At 66.7% G+C, this 17426-nt stretch carries 8 protein-coding genes, 1 tRNA gene and 2 pseudogenes; 4 read left to right on the top strand and 7 right to left on the bottom strand.

What is annotated here, in order from left to right:
- Positions 1-284: 284 nt before the first annotated feature.
- Entirely contained in the window at positions 285-3515 is a 3231-nt protein-coding gene (locus D1F64_RS21690) for a VCBS domain-containing protein (RefSeq protein WP_162901703.1), read from the top strand.
- A gap of 126 nt (positions 3516-3641) precedes the next feature.
- Positions 3642-5897, top strand: a complete 2256-nt coding sequence (locus tag D1F64_RS21685) for an adenylate/guanylate cyclase domain-containing protein (protein WP_248304545.1) — start codon at positions 3642-3644, stop codon at positions 5895-5897.
- A 150-nt stretch (positions 5898-6047) separates the two neighbouring features.
- On the opposite strand, the gene D1F64_RS21680 is transcribed toward D1F64_RS21685, so the two are convergent.
- A tRNA-Arg gene (locus D1F64_RS21680) sits at positions 6048-6124 on the bottom strand.
- Positions 6125-6531: 407 nt separating this feature from the next.
- Between D1F64_RS21680 and D1F64_RS21675 the strand changes: the two genes are divergently transcribed.
- Both D1F64_RS21675 and D1F64_RS21670 read left to right on the top strand, forming a co-directional pair.
- On the top strand, positions 6532-7404 hold the full coding sequence (locus D1F64_RS21675; protein WP_117414118.1) for a hypothetical protein: 873 nt from the start codon (positions 6532-6534) through the stop codon (positions 7402-7404).
- On the top strand, positions 7397-8914 hold the full coding sequence (locus D1F64_RS21670) for a M48 family metalloprotease (RefSeq protein ID WP_205470575.1): 1518 nt from the start codon (positions 7397-7399) through the stop codon (positions 8912-8914). Before D1F64_RS21675 ends, D1F64_RS21670 begins: the two co-directional genes overlap by 8 nt.
- Before the next feature lie 311 nt (positions 8915-9225).
- Here the strand turns inward: D1F64_RS21670 and D1F64_RS21665 are convergent, their stop codons facing one another.
- The 6 genes and pseudogenes from D1F64_RS21665 to D1F64_RS21640 form a co-directional block, all read right to left on the bottom strand.
- Positions 9226-10083 (bottom strand): RNA polymerase factor sigma-32, encoded by an 858-nt coding sequence (locus tag D1F64_RS21665; RefSeq protein WP_117414117.1) that lies wholly within the window; start codon positions 10081-10083, stop codon positions 9226-9228.
- A gap of 243 nt (positions 10084-10326) precedes the next feature.
- Entirely contained in the window at positions 10327-10944 is a 618-nt protein-coding gene (locus D1F64_RS21660) for a CarD family transcriptional regulator (RefSeq protein WP_117414116.1), read from the bottom strand.
- Positions 10945-11808: 864 nt separating this feature from the next.
- On the bottom strand, positions 11809-12147 hold the full coding sequence (gene fdxA, locus D1F64_RS21655) for a ferredoxin FdxA (protein WP_117414115.1): 339 nt from the start codon (positions 12145-12147) through the stop codon (positions 11809-11811).
- Between the two features lie 208 nt (positions 12148-12355).
- Positions 12356-12756 (bottom strand): annotated as a pseudogene (locus D1F64_RS21650) (RNA-binding S4 domain-containing protein).
- A gap of 15 nt (positions 12757-12771) precedes the next feature.
- Positions 12772-15910 (bottom strand): annotated as a pseudogene (locus D1F64_RS21645) (DEAD/DEAH box helicase).
- A 730-nt stretch (positions 15911-16640) separates the two neighbouring features.
- On the bottom strand, positions 16641-17411 hold the full coding sequence (locus D1F64_RS21640; protein WP_117414114.1) for a glutamine amidotransferase: 771 nt from the start codon (positions 17409-17411) through the stop codon (positions 16641-16643).
- Positions 17412-17426: the final 15 nt, after the last annotated feature.

Below are 17426 nucleotides of genomic sequence, written 5' to 3'. Positions count from 1 at the left end.
GGCGGTCTTGGCGGGCATCTAGCATGAGGTGCCGGGAAACGGCGAACGGGCCTGGTTCTCCGCCTCGCCAGGTAACGATAATTCGATTTGACTATCTTGCGGGCGAGACATCTTGGTAAAAAATGGGTAACTTATCATCCGTTTTGTGCGACAAATCGATTATTTGACGGATGCCGGAATCCGGATGCCGGCCGTGGGCCGGCTGATGTCCGCCCGGAGAGCGTCCCGCGGATGGACGGCGGCGGACAGGGCATACCGAATTTGCAGCATTTTGGTGCGGGATCATGATTGGTGACGTGACACAGGGCGGCGGCGCGCTTCCGACCTCGGGAGGGTTCCCCGGCGGCGGCCGGATCGGTGGAGAAGGCGCGCGTTCCGATGGCGGCGGGTTTGACCTCGTTGGAGGTCCGCCGTCAGCGGACGGCCGCATCGTGGTTCCCGACGCGGCGGCGCTGTTTCGCGGCGACTTTTCGCATTCCGGGCCGGACCTGCTGATCGCGCATGGTGACGGACCGCCGCTGCTGATCCCCAATTATTTCGCGGCCGCGCATCCCGCGGATCTCTATTCGCCCCAGGGCGCGATGCTGAGCGGCGACGTGGTCTCGGCGCTGGCCGGGCCGCTGGCGCCCGCGCAATACGCGCAGCTCGGCCAGACCGGACAGGCGCTGGGCGAGCGGATCGGCGCGGTGGAGACGGTGAACGGCACCGCATCCGTGCAGCACGTCAACGGCGTGGTCGACCAGCTGTCGCCGGGCACGCCGGTGTATCAGGGCGACGTGGTTTCGACGGGCGGCGATTCCGCCCTGTCACTGACCTTCGTCGACGATACGGTGTTCTCGCTGTCGGCCGATGCGCGCATGGTGCTCGACGAGCTGGTCTATGCGCCCGGCGGTTCGGACAATTCCATGGTGATGAACCTGGTGCAGGGCACCTTCGTGTTCGTCACGGGCCAGGTGGCGCCCACCGGCGACATGCGGGTCGAGACCCCTGTCGCCACCATGGGCATTCGCGGCACGACGCCGGTGGTGCAGATCGCGGCGGTTGATGGCTCGACACGGTTTTCGCTGTCGCCGGATCCCGATGGCAGCGTCGGTTCCTATCAGCTCTTCGACCGCGCCAGCGGCGCGCTTCTGGGCAGTGTCTCGACGACCGATCTCGTGCTACGCATCCTCTCCGTGGGCGCCACGCCGCTTCAGGAAACCAAGACCCAGTCGGAACTGGATCAGGAACGGGTCGAGACCGAGCGCGCCTTCGAGGCCTACCGGCAGTCGCGCCAGGGCGGGCAGGACAACCAGGACCAGAACAACAACGGGCCCGACAACGGCCCGGACAGCGGACCGCAGGACGGGCAGGGCGACGGTCCGCCGCCGGGACCAAACGACGGCACGCCGCCGCCGCTGGGCGATCAAGGCTCGCTGCTCGATCCGCTGGGGCCTCCGTCCAACGGCCTGGATCTGCTCAACGGCGGCGACGGACCGGGTCCGCAGGGCGGTCCACCAATGCTGGGGCCGTCCCCGACGATGGACGTGGACTTCGCGAAGGTGATGATCAATCTGCCGCAGTTCACGATCACGACGAACGAGGATCAGCAGATCACCGTTACCGGACTGTCCATCAACAATGCCAACAGCGGGCCGCTTTCGGTGACGATCACCGCCATGTCGACGGTGACGCTGGCGCAGATCAATGGCCTGACCTTCTATAAGGGCGACGGCACCGGCGACGAGACGATGACGTTCTTCGGCTCTCAGGCGGCGGTCAACGCGGCGCTGAACGGGCTGATCTACACGCCGACGCAGGACGCGGAGAGCGGCGGGCTGACGATTACCGTGTCCAACGGCACGAACTCGGCCACGACCACCTTGCCGATCTCCATCACGCCGCAGCCCGACGCGCCGGAAGCGCTCGACATCGCACTCACGGTGAGCGAGGGCGGCGTGGTGACGGCCCCGTTCCTCGGCGCTGATCCGGATATCGGCGACACCCTGACGTTGAACTCCCTGACGCTTCCGGACGGGGGCACACTGGTCGACAACGGCGACGGCACCTTCACGTTCAGCACCAACGGTGCCTTCGACTATCTGAACGCGGGTGAAACCGCCCAGGTGATGTTCGATTATTCGGTGATCGACAGCACAGCACTTGTCTCGAACGTGGCCACGGTGACCATCACCATCACGGGTGAGGGCAACCATGTTCCCGAATTCAAAGCGGCGGTTGTCGAGGAAGGATTCGAGAGCGGTTTGGGCGCCTGGGATACGGTGATCAGCGGTTCGATCGTGACGGGCGATGCGACGGAAGGCGGGCAGTTCGCCCGGCTGACCACGTCGATGGCCGGCAATGCGACGGATACTGCGATCGAGGACGCGTTTGGTCTCGACCCCGGGACGTTCGATGGCATGGTTGAGGGAGACGCCGTTTCAGGTGCGGCCATGGTCAAGATGATCACGGTCGAGGCCGGCGACACCGTGTCGTTCGACTGGCGGTTCTCGACCAACGATTACATCACCGGCGGGACGGATTATGACGATTTCGGCGCCGTCATTTTCGGCGATCTCGCCATGAAATTGAGCGGCGTCACCTTTCTTGGCAACGTCAGCGGCGATACCAGCACGACCGGATGGCAGACGTTTTCCTTCACGGCCACGGAAAGCGGCACCTTCAAGGTTGGCTTCGCCGCGCTCGACGTCCGCGATGGCCTGGTCGGCAGCACGCTGGATATCGACAATATCCGCAGCGGCAGCCTGTCGGCGGTGATCACCGAGCTCGAGGATGACACGCCGGTGGCAGAGGAATTCACCCATTCCGTCAACGGAGTGATCGGCTTTACCGATCTTGATGCCAGTGACACCCATACGGTGTCGGTCGCTCCGCTGAACGCCACTGGATATCTCGGTGCGTTCAGCGCCACCGTCGACACGGAAGGTTCCGGCGACCCTGTGGTGCAGTGGAGCTTCTCGGTTTCCGACGGCGCGCTCGACTTTCTTGACGATGGCGAAACGCTCACCCAGAGCTACACGCTGACCCTAGACGACGGCAACGGCGGGACGACGTCCGAAGTGGTGACGATCACGCTGAACGGCAGCGGGACAGGGGGTGGCGCGTCGCTGGTGGCCAATGGCGTCGGCGAGCCGGATGGCGGGCACGCCGAGGCCCTGCTGGCAAGCGGGCCGGCTTTCGATTCATTGTTCGATCCGATCGCGCAAACGCCCGCGTTCTCGCTCGATCCCGCGCTGGAGCCCGGGAACACCACGTTCGGGCTGGAAATGCCTGGCTCGGAGATGGCCGAGGCTGAAACGTCCGGCCTGACCGGCATGTTCCAGCTTGAAGAGCGCGGACCTGACCTGCAGGCGCTGCTGGACGCCAATTTCGGAACGCAGGTGGGCGCCCCGGATGGTTCCGATGACGGTGCGCAGACTGTCGGACATGATACGTCGGGTTTCATGGCCTGCAATGTACCGGCAAGCGCGGTGCTCGACATGGTCTTCAACGATGCCCCGATCATCAGCCGGTGAGCGCCTGATGCGGTGTTCCGGACGGCTTCTCGCGAGACCGAAGCGGGAGCCCGGGGAGCGGTGGCTCCGGCTGACGGGGCGCCGGGATTGAGCTCGCTGGAGGAGAACGGTTCCGGAGGCACGCAGGTGAACACCCCGGTGGCCAGGGGACCGCAGGGGGCGAGGCGGCGCGGCGTTTCGCGGCTGGGCCGCTGGGCCCGGCGCATCGGGGGCGGCAGGGCGGCCGCGCTGCTCTGCCTGATGGTTCTTGTCGCCTTCCGGGTGTGGGATCCGCCGGTTCTTCAGACGGTCCGCCTCAAGACTTTCGATCTTTATCAGGTGTTCAAGCCGCGTGAGCCCGCGGCGCTGCCCGTGGTCATCATCGACATCGACGAGAAGAGCTTGCGTCGCCTGGGCCAATGGCCGTGGCCGCGCACGATGGTTGCGGCGCTTCTGGAGAACGTCCGCGACAACGGTGGCGTCGCCATGGGCTTCGACGTGGTGTTCCCGGAAATTGACCGGCTGTCGCCGGATCGCATTGCCCGGTCTCTGGAGGGACTGAGTCCCGAGGCGGTGCGCGAGCTGTCCGGCCTCGGGAACACCGATGAGGCGATGGCTGCGGCCATGCGCACGATGCGGATCGTGCTGGGCCAGGCGGCGGCTGTGGCGCAGCCCGACGACGGGCGCGCGCGCCAGGCGCAGACGCCGGTGGCGCTGCTGGGCCGTGATCCGAAACCGTTCCTGCTCCACTATCCGGGCGTGTTGCGCAACATCGAGGTGCTGGAGAAGGCCGCCAGCGGCAAGGGGCTGTTCTCCATCAATCCGGACGCGGACAACATCGTGCGCCGCGTGGCGCTGGTGGCGGTGGCCGGCGGCGCGCTGCAACCCGCGCTCAGCGTGGAACTTCTGCGGGTCGCCACCGGCAAGGACGCGTTCGCGGTGAAAACGGACGACGCCGGGGTGCGCTCCGTCATCGTCGGCGGCGTGGAGGTGCCGACGGACCGTCATGGACGGATGTGGGTGCGCTACACGCCGCATCTTCCCGCGCGCTACGTCTCGGCCTCCGATGTGATTGACGGCAGCGTCGATCCGGCGCGCATCCGCAACCACCTGGTGCTGCTCGGCACCTCGGCGACGGGACTGCTGGATCTCAAGGCGACGCCGCTGGAGGCCGCCATGCCTGGCGTGGAGGTGCATGCGCAGATCCTGGAGACCATTCTGGGCCGCAGTTATCTCATCCGGCCAAACTATGCGCTGGGCGCGGAACTGGTGATCGCGGTCGTCACATCGCTGCTGGTCATCGTTCTTGCGCCGATCCTGGGCGCGCTTCCGGTGCTGCTGCTCGGCATGGGAGCCGCGGCGGGCGTGGTGGCGGGAAGCTGGGCCATGTTCACCGAGCAGCATGTGCTGATCGACGTCGCGTACCCGCTGATGGCGGGGTTTGCGGTCTATCTGCTGCTGGTGTTCGTCAACTACCGGCGCGAGGAGGTGCAGCGCCAGCAGATCCGCAGTGCCTTCGGCCAGTATCTGGCGCCGGCCTATGTCGAGCAGATCGCGCGTGATCCCAGCCAGCTCAGCCTGGGCGGCGAGACGCGCACGATGACCATACTGTTTTCCGACGTGCGCGGCTTCACAACGATCTCCGAGAGCTACAAGTCCGATCCGCAAGGGCTGACCGCGCTGATGAACCGGTTCCTGACGCCGCTGTCGGACGCGATCATGGCGCGCAAGGGCACCATCGACAAATACATGGGCGATGCGGTGATGGCGTTCTGGAACGCGCCGCTGGACGACGCGCAGCACGCGAAACACGCCTGTCAGGCGGCGCTGGACATGATGGCGCGGCTTGTGGCCGTCAACGTGGAGCGCAAGGCGGAGGCCGAGGCCGCCGGCACGCCGTTCCTGCCGCTCGACATCGGCATCGGCATCAACACCGGCACCTGCGTGGTCGGCAACATGGGCTCGGAATTCCGCTTCGACTATTCGGTGCTGGGCGACGCGGTCAATCTCGCCTCGCGGCTCGAGGGTCAGTCGAAAACCTATGGCGTGCCGATCATTCTGGGATCCGGCACGGCGCAGCAGGTGCTGGACCAGTTCGCGGTGATCGAGATCGATCTCATCCGGGTGAAGGGCAAGCTGGAGCCCGAGCGGGTGTTCTGTCTCGCCGGCGACGGCGCGCTGTTGCTGGACCCGGAATTTCGCTCCGCCAGGGACGCGTTCGAGGCGGCGCTGGCGGCCTATCGGGCGCAGAAGTGGGACGAGGCGATGGCGGCGCTTGCCCGCGCCGCGCGGCAGCCCGGCATCGCGCCGCTCGCCGAACTTTACGAGGCCCGGATTAAGGCCTTCGCCGACAACCCGCCGCCCGCAAACTGGGACGGCGTCTTCGTGGCCACGAGCAAGTAGAAATCCCGCAACCCGCTTCCGAGACGCCATGGCTCATCCACGACAACACCGAGCGCCCAAACTTGGACAATCGCAACATGAGCCGCAGACCCATCGAAAGCGTCATGTCATTCGCAAGCCAAGACGGTTCACGTGCACAATTGAAAAAAATGGTGACCCCGGCGCGATTCGAACGCGCGACCCTCAGATTAGGAATCTGATGCTCTATCCTGCTGAGCTACGGGGCCCCTAAGGGTCCGGGTCCAGCGCGGACCGGGACGTGGCGCGCGCGGTGCCTGGTCGTCGCGGGACCGGAAACCTGCGCTTCTTCGCGCATGTATCATGTTTGCCCGCGCCGCGCACCCCCTTAACGGCGCATCCCGCGACGCTCGGCGCAGCCGATCGCGCAGGGAGCGCATGGGCTTGCCTTGGAATCGCCCATTGACGCGGCTACCACCTCGGGCACGAGCGGCGCGGCGGTACCAGTGGAGCGGTTATTCGGGATCATATCGGTCGTCGCGCGGGGAACCATGCCGTGCATGCGGCGTTGACGGTGAGCGGGCTGGACCCGCGCGGTCTGCGAGGTGTTGCTTTCATTGTGATCAGGCTCATGACCCGACCCGGGTCCAGATTCAATGCGCGCCGGGTGCCGCGTGTGGCCGCTGGCGTCGTGGCGCTGGCGCTTTCGCTCGTCTCGTTGGACGCGACCCGTGCTGCGTCCGGACTGGCGGAGTCTGAAATAGCGGCGTCTGGCATGCCGGAGGTCTGCGGCCGCGACGGCGAGGCGGCGCGGCTGGCGGGCTTCGAGGATCCCTATGTGCTGCGGCTGGCGGACGGACGCGCGGTACGCCTGGCCGATATCGGACCCGGAGCGCCCGCGAGCCGGGCACCGGTGGCGACCGGGGCGGGGGGTAATGAACTCGGCGCGGATGAGCGCGGCGCCGCCGCGGTCCTGGATTTGCGGCCCGGGCGGGCGCTGATGCTCTTTCCCGCCTCAAAAACGCCCGATCGCTGGGGCCGCATGCCGGCGCATGTGCGGTTGCCGCCGGACGGGGCGGATGGCGATCACGCGGATGTGTGGCTGTCGGGATGGATGGTGGCCCGCGGCCAGGCGCTGGTGGTGCCCGGAGAGGGTGCTGTCGGCTGCATCGATGCGCTGTATGCGCTGGAAAGCAGCGCCCGCGAGGCAGGGCGCGGGTTGTGGCGGCATCCGGAAAACCGGGTCTTGTCAGCGGGCGATCCCGCACTTGCGAAGGCGGCAGGCGGATGGCGGATCGTCGCGGGACGGGTGGTCTCGGTTGGCGAAACGAAATCCACGCATTATTTGAATTTTGGGCGCGACTGGAGCACCGATTTCACGGTAACAGTGCGTGCAAGCGATGTGCAGCGCTTCGCGGCGGCGGGGCGGCATCCGGTTGGCCTGAAAGGGCATTTGGTCAGGGTGCGCGGATGGCTGCGCGAATGGAACGGCGCGGCCATGGACGTGAGGCGGCCCGGCGAGATCGAGGTGGTTGACGGGCGTGAGTGAAACGGCGGTCATCAACGCAAGACTGAATCAGGCACGGCCCGCGTTCGCCGCGCGTACGCGCGCGCGGCGCGTTGCGCGCTGGGCGGCATTGGGCCTGTGCCTCGCGGCGCTCGCCGGCTGCCAGCTGACGTCGTCCAGCAAGGTTTCCCTGGTCAACGGCGGTTCGGGCGCCTTCTTCCAGGATCCGGACGCGGCGATCGGCGCGCGCGAGCATCCGCGCGTGGTCGCGCGCTACGGCGGCGTCTACAAGAACAAGCAGGCGGAAGAGGTCATCGCCAGCACCGTCGGCCGGCTGGTGGCCGCCTCCGAAGATCCCTCGCAGGGATACCGCATCACCATCCTGAATTCACCGACCGTCAACGCCTTCGCGCTGCCCGGCGGCTATCTCTACGCCACGCGCGGGCTGCTGGCGCTGGCCAATGACAGCTCCGAGCTGGCCGCCGTGCTGGCGCACGAAATGGCGCATGTGACGGCGCGCCACGCCAACGCGCGCCAGCAGCGCGAGGAAGCGGCGGCGCTGGTCAGCCGCGTGGTCTCCAACGTGGTGCGCGATCCCGACGCGGCGCGCGAGGCGGTGCTGTCGTCGCAGCTCTCTCTGGCGCGCTTCACCCAGGTGCAGGAGCTGCAGGCGGACGCCATCGGCGTGCGCACGCTGGCGCGCGCGGGCTACGATCCTTACGCGGCATCGCGCTTCCTGGAGAGCATGGGGCGGTTCGCCGCCTACGCCAGCGCGGGCGACGACGTGCAGACCGCGCCCGACTTTCTGTCAACCCATCCCGCGACGCCCGACCGGGTGGCGCGGGCTGTGAAGGCCGCGCGCGAGATCGGCGCGCCGGGCGGTGTCGCCAGCGATCGCGACGACTATCTGCCGCATCTCTCCGGCATGCTGTTTGGCGACGATCCGCTGCAGGGCTTCATTCGCGGCCGGTCCTTCCTGCACAAGGCGCTGGGCATCGGTTTCACCGTGCCAAAGGGATTCGTTCTGGAAAACTCGCCGCAGGCGGTGCTCGCCAGCAACGGCAATGGCGCGGCGTTGCGCTTTGACGGCGCGGAGCTGGCCGAGGACGACAATCTGGCGGACTATCTGCGTTCGGGCTGGATCAACGGGCTGATCGAGCGCAGCATCCGCAGCACCACCGTCAATGGCCTGCCGGCGGTCACCGCCAGCGCGCTCGCGGAAGGCTGGACCTTCCGCATCGGCGTGGTGCGGCTGGGCCAGACGGCCTATCGCTTCATCGTCGCCAGCCGCGAGCCCTCGGCAAGCTTCTCCGACGTGTTCGAGCGCACGCTGGCGAGTTTCCGCCAGTTGAGCCCGACGGAGCGGGCGCGGCTGCAGCCGCTGTCGATCCGCATCGTTTCGGTGAACGAGGGCGAGACCGTGCACGATCTGGCGCGGCGGATGAGCGGCGTGGACCCGTCGCGGCGGGTGGAGCTGTTCACCGTTCTCAATGCCGTGGACAGCAACACGCGGCTTCGCCCGGGCATGGCCGTGAAGCTGGTGGTGGACTAGACGGGAGCGCCCGGCGGGGACGGATGGGGCCCTCCTCAACCGGCGCCCGGACGGGTGGCCGGATGGGTGGCCGGATGGGTAGCTGAACGGGTGGCCGATCCTTCGAGACGCCGTCTTCGACGGCTCCTCAGGATGACGTCATCGTGTTGATATATTTAGGATTTCACCGCTTGTTCAACGTCATCCTGAGGAGGCCCGAAGGGCCGTCTCGAAGGATCGGCGACAGACGCGGGGCCGGCGACGCCAGGGCTTTCCGGCGTCCTAGGGGAATGAAGGATCGGCGACGGACGCAAGGCCGGCATCCCGATGTCCTAGTGGAATGCCGGCTGGTCGTGTTGCAGGGCGGCGCGGAGTTTTTGCAGCGCGCGGGCCTCGATCTGGCGGACGCGTTCCTTGGAGATGCCGAGCGCGCGGCCCAGCGTCTCCAGCGTCACGCCGTCGTCGCTCAGCCGGCGTTCGCGCACGATGCGCAATTCCCTCTCGCTCAGCACGGTCAGGGCCCGGCCCAGCCAGCGGCGGCGGCGCTCCTGGTCGATCGTCTCGCCGACGGTTTCATCGGGCAGGGAGTTCTCGCAGACAAGAAAATCCTGCCTGTCCGCGCCGGAGCCTTCGGAGTCGGGTAACGGCGCGTTGAGCGACGTGTCGGGCCCGGACAGGCGGGCGTTCATCAGTTCCACGTCGGCCGGCTTGACGCCAATGGCTTCCGCGATCTCGCGATAGAGCTGCGGTCCGGAGAGCGGTTCCGCGCCGGTGGACAGCCGCGCGCGCAGCCGCCGGAGATTGAAGAACAGCGCCTTCTGGGTCGACGAGGTGCCGCCGCGCACGATCGACCAGTTGCGCAGCACGTAGTCCTGGATGGAGGCGCGAATCCACCAGCTTGCGTAGGTTGAAAAGCGCACCCCGCGTTCGGGCTCGAAGCGGGCGGCCGCCTCCATCAGCCCGACGCTGCCCTCCTGGATCATGTCGCTCATCGACAGGCGGAAGCCGCGGAAGCGCGAGGCGAGCGCGATGACGAGGCGCATGTGGGCCAGCGTCAGGCGCTCAAGGGCTGCGGTGTCGCGGTTCTCGCGCCAGCGCAGCGCGAGCGCGTGCTCTTCCTCGCGTGAGAGATAGGGCGCCTGCATCGCCTTGCGGACGAACTGGCGCCGGGGACTGACCGGCTGCCGCATGGGCTTCCTCTCCGCTCTTGCCGCGAAGCAGGTCCGATGCGCCGGAACGACGATGTCAAAGTGGATCTCGGAAGTCCCGGGCGCGAACCTGCGGGAAGCGATCACCCCTGATCAGTAGGCCCGCGGGGCGCGCGGCACAATTCAAGACTGTGTGAGGCGCTCCCGCGTTTGCGTGCACAAAAAAGGCCCGGCGGGTGGCCGGGCCTTGATTTGCGGTCATGTGCGTGGGCCGGCCCGGTTGGCTTAGGCCGCTTCCTCGCGGGAGACGGCGCTGTCGCCCGTGGTTTCCACGGTAGCGGCGGCGGCCTCGGTGCTCTCGGCATCCTTGGCGACGCCGCGCTTGGGGGCCTTGGCGAGGTTCTGCTCGATCTCGCGGATGGCCTCGGTCTCGGTCGACTTGTTGAGCGCCTGGATCTCGCGCGCCATGCGGTCAAGAGCCGCCTCGTAGAGCTGGCGCTCGGAGTAGGACTGCTCGGGCTGCGTGTCGGAGCGGTACAGGTCGCGCACGACTTCGGCGATGGAAATCAGGTCGCCGGAGTTGATCTTGGCTTCATATTCCTGCGCCCGGCGGCTCCACATGGTGCGCTTGACGCGCGGCCGGCCGCGGACGGTCTCCAGCGACTTCTTGACCGTGTCCGCGTCGGCGAGCTTGCGCATGCCGACAGACACGATCTTGGCGACCGGAACGCGAAGGGTCATCTTGTCTTTTTCGAAGTTGATGACCAGCAATTCGAGCTTGTGGCCGGCGACTTCCTGATCTTCAATGGCGGTGATCTGACCGACGCCATGCGCCGGATAGACAATGTGCTCGCCGGTCTTGAAACCCTGACGCTGCGCGGTCTTCTTTGCGGGTGTGGCCATACGCTTGCTTACTCCTGCGCAGTTGCCGGCCTCTCCAGGAGGCCGATGACGAGGCGCGCTGCGGCGCGCTTCTGTGATGGTGACAGGCGGATCCATCTCCGTGCCGGTCCTTGCGTGAAGCAACGCTGCTTGCAGCAGAAGATCGGAGTCGGACGGTTGCGCGCCTGAGGATGGTCGATTGTTGCGTCTCCGGCCGGTCTGGTCGCGGTTTGTGTCTGTCGTCGTTATCAGTCGGCTGCTATTGTCTTGCAGCGATTTCGCGATATGCCTGTTCGGTACACATCCGATCGACCCTTGTGGCCGGCGTTCGACCCTGGTGGCTGGACCTTGCCAGCCGATACCTGTTACAAGGCACCGGAGGGTCGATGCCTGTGAGCCGGGTGTTCGAAAATCGATGATGATCCATCGACACAGGAATATCGACACGGGTTTGCCGATAGCAGGACAGCGACCTTAGAGGGCAGCGACCAATTACCTCCGCCGGGTGGGAATAATTCCAATACGGTGTCACTTGATTTTCAAATATAACACAGAATCGGCGGTTTTCAAAGGATCCGTCGGAAATTCGTTAATCACCCCTGCCTTCCGTGACGGAATGCCGCAGCATCTCACAGCGCGCGCGCGCGTCCGGCTGACCCGTCCATATCCTTGGAACTGCTAAGGTTTTGGGCGCGTTCCAGTGTCCGCCCCGGCGCCGGCCCGGCTGATTCCGGGTCTTAAAAGAGACGGGCGGCGCCATGCTGCGCCGCCGAAAAATTCGCGTTGCGGCGCAGTCCGGCGGATGGTTGAGCGGAGGCCGTTGCCGATTCTCGCCGTTCCGTTCGCCTTCGGGAGCCGGAGAGCGCCCGCGCGGTGCGAGGCCGCTCAGTCGCCCTGGCCGGGCTCGGGGGAAAAGTATTTCTCGAACTTGCCCGTCTCGCCGTCAAATTCCTTCGCGTCGGGCGGAGCCTCGCGCTTGATCGTGATGTTGGGCCATTTGACCGCGTATTCGGCGTTGACCGTCAGCCACTTCTCGAGCCCGTTGTCGGTGTCGGGCAGGATGGCTTCGGCCGGGCACTCCGGTTCGCAGACCCCGCAATCGATGCATTCGTCGGGATGAATCACCAGCATGTTGTCGCCCTCGTAGAAGCAATCCACAGGGCAGACCTCGACGCAGTCCATGTACTTGCACTTGATGCAGTTGTCGGTGACGACGTATGTCATCGCAATCCTCTTGTCTTACGCAGCGCGACCGGTTTGACGCGGTCTGCCTTCCGGCGCGCCCGGCGCCTGTCGGCGCCGCGCGCGGATGGCTCCCCGTCCGGGCGCGCATCGTCCCCGATTGGGTATCCCGTTTGCGGGCGGGCCGCAAGAACGCGATACGGTCCGGAAGGCCGCCGCGAGAGTATATGGATCCCGTGGCGCCGCCCGGTCAGGATTCGTTTTCCCCGAAGCCGTCATCGGGCTCCAGAAAGGCATGAATGCGCCGCCTTTCGCGCTTCGTCGGGCGTCCGGACCCCGGCTCGCGGGCCCCACGGGAGCGGGCGTGATCGTGCGCGGCGGTGGCGGCGGACTGAGATCCTCATAAAGCGTCTGCGCCTCGCTGGCGGGACCGCGGCGGTTGCCGAGGGCCACGATGCGCAGCACCAGAACGCGGCGCTCCAGCGCGATGGTCAGCACGTCCCCGGGGCGCACCGCATGGCTGGCGCTGGAGACCCGCTCCGAATTCATCCGCAATTTTCCCGAGGACGCAAGCTTTTGCGCGAGGGTGCGCGATTTCGTCACCCTCGCGAACCACAGCCACTTGTCGATGCGCAGACGGTCGGCTTGCACGGCGGATCGTCTTCCTCAGTTCTTGTTCTTGCCCTTTTCCATGTCGGCCTTCAGGGCGGCGAGGGCGGCGAAGGGGGAGTCCGGATCGATCGGCCGCGGCTTCGGCGCGGGGCGCGGTGCGGGCTTGGATCCGCCGGGTCTGGATTCACTGGGCTTGCCGCCGGACTTGGCCGGCGCGCCCTTGCCGTGAGGCCGGTTGGGAGCGCGGTTCTGGTCGCGGCGGTTGTCGCGGTTGCGGTTCTGGCGCGGCTTGCCTTCGCCCTCACCGGGCTTGCTTTCGGCATCGCCCTGCGCGCCCTGGCGCTGGTTGCGCTGGCTCTGCTGGCGCGGACGGCGATCGGTGCGGCCCGGGCGCCAGACTTCCTGCGTGACCGTGGCCGGGACATCCGCCGCTGCGGCGTCCTCGGTCTTTGCCGTTTCCGGTTCCGCCGCGGCGGGCTCGGCGGTGGCCTGAGATACCGGTTCGGGTTCGGTCGCATCGACAGGGGCCGGTTCGTCGGCGGTCATCTCGCCGGCGGGTGCTTCGGCCGCGGTTTCCGCCGGTTCAGCCGCAGGCTCGGCGATCTCTTCAGCCGGAGCCTCTGCGACCGCGCCCGCGGGGCATCGGCGGATTTCTCAACGGGGGTCTCAACCGCTGCTTCCGCCGGGGCGGATGCCTCCGGCGAGGCCTGCGGCGTCAGCGCCGGGTTGGGGATCTCGCGGCGCTCGACACGGTAGCCCAGCGATTTCAGGATCGAGGCGAAATCCTCGCCCGAGCAGCCGAGCAGCGAGGTCATCGCCACATTGACGGTGAAGCCGTTGCCGCTTTCGATCGCGCCGTCGGGCATGGCGGCGGCTTCGCCCTGGACGGCGGGCGCGCGCTTCCAGTGGATCAGCGGGCGGATGATGTCGGCCAGCCGTTCAAGAATATCGACGCGCACCGCGCGGCTGCCGCAGACCCGGAAGCCCACCACGCGGTAGAGCAGAGGATCGAATTCGGGATCGGTGGGGATCGAGGTGCGGCCGGAGGCGGAATACTGCGGGATTTCCGCAAGGCCCGGCATGTCGAGCGATCCGTTGCGCAGCGCCCAGAGCTGGGCGATGAGCTGGCTGGGGGCCGGCTTGAGCAGCGCCGGCACGTAGATGTGGTAGGCGCCGAAGCGCACGCCGAGCTTGCGCAGCGTGGCGCGCATGCTCTGGTCGATCTGGCGCACGTCGTCGGCGACCTCCGCGCGTTCGACAATGCCCAGAGCCTCGACCATGCGGAACGCCAGGCCACGGGCCAGGCCGGTCAGTTCGGGGCTGTCGCGCAGGTCCACCAGCGGCTTCAGCAAGGTCGCGATCTGGGTGGCGAGCCACAGGTCCAGCCGCGCCTGCACCGCGTCGCGCGCCGGCCCGGTGAGCTGTTCGTCCGACAGCAGCAGCACGCCGGGACGCAGCACGTCCTCGCCGGCGGTCAGCCGGCCGACAATCTCGCCGTTCCAGCGGAAGGCGCCGTCAGAGGCCAGTTTGATGTCGGTGTCCGGCGCGCGGCCGATGCGTTCGGCGCGGGCTTCGATCTCGCTGGCCAGCGCCTTGGTCGCGGCGGCGCGCAGGGCTTTGCCATCCGGGCCGTCCGCCGCCGGATCCGGCGCGAACCTGAAACCCTGCAGATGACCGACATGCTGTCCTTCGACGAGCACATCGCCTGTGGGCGTAACCTCCGCTTCGAGCATTGCGTTCTCTCTCAAACGTCTCATCAATACGCTGGTGCGCCGATCCACGAAACGCTGCGTCAGGCGTTCGTGCAAGGCGTCCGATAGTCTATCTTCTATGTCCCGCGTGACATTTTGCCAATGCACAGGATCTTTCAGCCAATTCGGCCGGTTGGCCACGAAGGTCCAGGTCCGTATATGCGCGATTCGGTTGGCCAGGGTATCGATATCCCCGTCCATCCTGTCGGCGAAGGCAACCTGCTCCGCCATCCAACTGTCTTCCAATGTCCCGTCGCGGGTAAGGAAACCGTAAAGTCTGGCGATAAGATCGTAATGATTGGCAGGGGCAATTTTGCGGTAGTCGGGCAGCTGGCACACGTCCCACAGCAGGGAAACCCGCTCGCGGGTGTCCGCCGCGTCCACGATATCGGGGTCGCGGGCGGCGCGTTCAAGGGCCAGGAGGTCGACGGCCGGCGGGCGCGGGTCAGGCCCGGCTCGCGCGGAATCTCGTCGAGCGAGGCGCGCAGGCTCTTGAGCGTCGAGAAATCCAGCGCCGAGTTGCGCCACTGCAGCATCTTCAGCGGATCGAAGCGGTGGTTCTCGATCGTGTCCACCAACGGGTCGGGGAAGGTGTCCACACGGCTGGTGACGCCGAAGGTGCCGTCGCGCATGTGGCGGCCGGCGCGGCCGGCGATCTGGCCGATCTCGGCCGCGGTGAGACTGCGGTACTGGTAGCCGTCGAACTTGCGGTCGCCGGCAAACGCCACGTGGTCGACGTCGAGGTTGAGGCCCATGCCGATGGCGTCGGTGGCCACGAGCACGTCGACATCGCCGGATTGGAACAGCTCGACCTGGGCGTTGCGGGTGCGCGGGCTCAGCGAGCCCAGCACCACGGCGGCGCCGCCGCGCTGGCGGCGCACCAGCTCGGCAATCGCATAGACCTCGTCGGCGGAAAAGGCGACGACCACGGAGCGGTTGGGCACCCGGGTGATCTTCTTGGAGCCGGCGTAGCTCAGCACCGACATGCGCGGCCGGGTGATCACGTTCAGCCCCGGCAGCAACTGCTCGAGGATCGGCCGCATGGTGGCGGCGCCCAGCAGCAGCGTCTCGTGAGTGCCGCGCAGGGTGAGGATGCGGTCGGTGAAAATGTGGCCGCGGTCGAAGTTGCCGGCCACCTGCACCTCGTCGATGGCGACGAAGTCGACCTCGATGTCCAGCGGCATCGCCTCGACGGTGGAGACCCAGTAGCGCGGGTTGCGCGGCAGGATCTTTTCCTCGCCGGTGATCAGCGCCACCGCGTCGGCGCCGACGCGCTCGACCACGCGGCCGTAGACCTCGCGCGCCAGAAGGCGCAGCGGCAATCCGATGATCCCGGTCTCGTGGCCGAGCATGCGCTCGATCGCCAGATGGGTCTTGCCGGTGTTGGTCGGCCCCAGAACCGCGGTTACAGAACGGGCCCGCGCAGCCGGAGGAAGGGGCATTGATGGATTACGCAGCATGGGGCTTGAATTACGTCTGTCTTGCCGGTTTGAGGATGCCGGCCTGATGCCGCCGGCGCGACGTCGCAAGGGGGATGCCGCAGCCAAGTTGGATCTTGGCGCCGCTTCTAGCACAGTCGCGGCGGGCTTGTCCGCAGTCTTTTCATTAGCCTCAAGGAGGTCCAGGCGCAGGTGTTTGACGCGGAAATAGAACGACTCTCGAACAAAGAAAGACCGAATCGACGACTTCGGATGATTCCGTCTTTGTTCCCTACGAAATCTGGTTGAACCGGGCAGGGTTCGCACAAAATGCTGAATCCTGTCAGAATCTTACCGGAGTTTTCCCGATGCCGGCCAAATGCTAGGGATTCCTGTCAAGGTGAAAGATTCAGTTAATGCGCTCAGCTGTTTTCACAAGCCCGCGCTAACGAACCGACGAAACCGGGAACAGCGGGTGCACGAATCGCGGATGGGACGATGTTTCCTGTCTGTTCTCACCGCATCTGGTGCGTGATTGTCATGTGGCACCAGATCTGGAAGCCGGATGCAGCGCGCGCGTCAGGCCTATGCGGCGGGGCGAAAGGATTGTGTTCCGTTTCGGCACGGACTGATGCGCCGCGTCGATGCATGAGGCGGGCGGACGGCTGCACCGAAGCGAAGGCGCGCCGCTTTCCTGCCCTGGTGGAAACGGTGATTGCGGAGAGTGGCCGCGGACCGGGGACGCCGGCCGGTGCTATTCGGCGGCGATGGTCGCGGCGCTGGCCGGGGCCTCCGCCGTGCCGATCCAGCGGTCGAGAAAATCGTTGAGCCAGGTTTTCACCGCCGCGTCGAAGATCGAGCGGCCGGCGAAGTGATCGCGCCGCTGCTGCGCGCCGGGCAGCGACATGCGCGGCGCGCCCTTGGTGGTCCAGCGGTACATCATGGCCAGCGTCAGTTCTGGGTGGAACTGGATGCCGAAGGCGGCGGGGCCGACGCGGAAGGCCTGGTTGGGATAGGTGCCGCCCCTGGCGAGCAACTCCGCGCCCGAGGGCAGATCAAAGCCCTCGCGGTGCCACTGGTAGACCTTTTCGGGCCATGGCATGAAGCGGCGTCCGGCCTCGGTGGGCTCGATCGGATAGTAGCCGACCTCCACCTCGTTGCCGTGATGCGGGGCGACGGCGGCGCCCAGATTGCGCGCCAGCATCTGCGCGCCCAGGCAGATCCCCAAGCACGGCGCGGCCTCGCGCAGCGGCACGTCGAACCAATCCGTCTCGCGCCTGAGGTAGGCGTCGGTGTCATTGGCGCTCTGCGGCCCGCCGAAGACCACGGCGCCGGCGTGTCCGGCCATGGTGTCCGGCAGACGATCGCCGAACCGCGGCCGGCGGATGTCGAGGTCAAAACCGCGGCGCACCAGCGCCTGTCCGACGCGGCCGGGCGTCGAGGTTTCCTGATGCAGGACAATCAGGACTTTCTGCCGGTCGGTATCGCGGGCGGCGGGCGACGGATGAGACTGATGCGGTGTCATGAGCGACGGTGGTGT

Source organism: Breoghania sp. L-A4, assembly GCF_003432385.1.
GTDB lineage: Bacteria > Pseudomonadota > Alphaproteobacteria > Rhizobiales > Stappiaceae > Breoghania.
The sequence above is the reverse complement of the archived record's forward strand: the minus strand, read 5'-3'. Positions and strand labels throughout refer to the sequence as shown.